We start from the raw sequence: 2,415 nt of genomic DNA on the forward strand, positions 1-2,415 counted from the left end.
CAGCAATTTCAGCTCCAGCCGTATTGTGTTCAGGAGGTTCGTTGAATCCAACTGCTCCGACAGTTACCGCTAACGGTTCAACAGTTACCGCCTCTGGCTGGCAATTGGAGACAGCTGTTGCAAGTGGTACCTATTCAAATTTGACAGTTCCTTATACGGTTGCATTTGCAGACAATGGAAAAAGAATCCGATATTATGCTACCAATACTTGTGGGACTACCAACAGTAATGTTGTAATACTAACAGTTAACCCATTACCTTCCACACCTTCAGTTGGTACAATTACAAATATTACTTGTTCTTTACCTACTGGTAGTATGGCATTATTAAATTTACCTTCAGGTGCTTGGACTATTAATCAAAGCGGTACATCATCAAATACAATTTCAGGTTCTGGTACAACTTATACGGTAACTGGTTTGGCAGTTGGAAACTATAGTTTTACTGTTACAGATAATACAACAGGTTGTACCTCATTTGCTACATCATCACAATTAATTTCTGACCAATCATCTACAGTATGGAATGGATCTTCTTGGAGTAATGGTACACCTGATGCTACTAAAAACATTATCATAGCTTCTTCCTCAGGGACTCCTTTTGCGGCTAATTTAACGGGTTGTTCTTTAATAATTAATAATGGCGTTACTGCTACGGTTCCATTAGGAGTTACATTAACGATAACAAATGCAGTCACAACCGACGGTCAGTTAATTTTTGAAAACAATGCGAGTTTGGTACAAACCACCAATGCTACAAATACAGGAGCTATAGAATACCGTCGTATCTCTTCTCCTATGAAGAATTTTGATTACACCTATTGGTCATCTCCAGTTTCAGGACAAACGGCTAAGAATCTATCGCCAAACACTTTAGCGGATAAATATTTTAGATTTAGTGGTTCAGCAAATGACTGGGTTTTTGATGATGATGTAATGACACCAGGCGTTGGATTTATCATTCGTGTTCCTAAACCAGGTTCACCAGCACCGGATAATTGGTCAGGTAGTACTTATTCACAACCAGTAGCTTTCAAAGGAACTCCAAATAATGGTGACTATTCCTTTACTGCAGGTGCGAACGAATTGAACTTAATAGGAAATCCTTATCCTTCAGCTATAAGAGCGGATGATTTTATAACTGCCAATACTAGTATTATTTACGGTGCCTTGTATTTCTGGACACACAATACGGCGATTGCTCCAAGTGGTTCGGATTATGTTTACACGGCTGATGATTATGCGACATATAATATTACCGGAGGAACAGCTGGAGGTCCATTGCCGATACCTGTGTCAGGACCCGCTCCAAGTCCAGGATTAAATACTAGTGTTCCAAATGGATTTATTGCCGCAGGTCAATCGTTTTTTGTAGAGAATGCAGCACCAGGAAGTTTTCAATTTACCAATGCGATGCGTGTAGCAGGTAACAATTCACAGTTTTTCAAACAAGCGAATACTAAAAAAACAGCAACTGTAGAGAAAAACCGTGTTTGGTTGAATTTGACCAATAGCGGTGGTGCTTTCAAACAATTGTTAGTGGGTTACATTACAGGAGCAACCAACGATTGGGATAATTTGTATGATGGACCAACTTTTGACGGACAAGAGTTTGTGGATTTCTATAGTGTCAACCAAGGAAAAAACTTAACCATTCAAGGGCGAGCTTTACCATTCGAAGACACTGATGTAGTGCCTTTGGGTTACAGAAGTACAATTGCTGGGCCATTCGATATTAGCATTGACAACAGAGACGGTTCTTTAGCGGGTCAAGAGATTTGGTTAGAAGATAAAAAGTCGAATACGCTGCACGAATTGACCAAAGGGAAATACACTTTTACTGCAATCAATGGAGTAGAGAACGACCGTTTTGTGTTGAAATACACTGGCAAAACTTTGGGCACCGATGATAATGAAGTGGCAGATAAATCGCTAATTGTAAGTGTGAAAAACAAAAAAATCACGCTAACTTCTTCAGCAGAAGCCATAACACAAGTGCAACTATTTGATTTGTTGGGCAGAAAAGTATATGATAAATCGAAAATTAACGCGCAAGAATGGTCAATTTCGAATTTGCCTTTGAGCGAACAAACCTTGATTGTGAAAACTACTTTGGCGAACGGCGCCGTAAGTAACAAGAAGATTATTTACTAAAGAAATAACTTTTTAACTAAAAACCCTTTCAGAGACAAGTAGACTGAACCCAAAAGTTTGGACAAATTTATAATTAATTTTGATAATGATGAGCTCGATATTTAGTCGGGCTCATTTTGTTTAAATTGGACTTGATTCTGTCGTTATTGTAATAGTTTATATATTCTTTGATTTCCATTTTTAATTGCTTTATTGAGGTGTATTTTTTTAGATAAAACAATTCTGATTTTAATATTCCGAAGAAGTTTTCAATAATTGCATT

Annotated in this window: 2 protein-coding genes; one reads left to right on the forward strand and one right to left on the reverse strand. The window is 37.9% G+C overall.

All coding sequences use genetic code 11. The annotated features are described in order from the left end of the window. Window positions 1-2,153: T9SS sorting signal type C domain-containing protein (locus FLAVO9AF_RS15140; protein ID WP_159691196.1), on the forward strand; the 2,153-nt coding region annotated here is incomplete at its 5' end. A 73-nt stretch (window positions 2,154-2,226) separates the two neighbouring features. On the opposite strand, the gene FLAVO9AF_RS15145 is transcribed toward FLAVO9AF_RS15140, so the two are convergent. Then, window positions 2,227-2,415: IS3 family transposase (locus FLAVO9AF_RS15145; protein WP_159691199.1), on the reverse strand; the 189-nt coding region annotated here is incomplete at its 5' end.

This window comes from Flavobacterium sp. 9R, from assembly GCF_902506345.1.
Taxonomy (GTDB): domain Bacteria; phylum Bacteroidota; class Bacteroidia; order Flavobacteriales; family Flavobacteriaceae; genus Flavobacterium.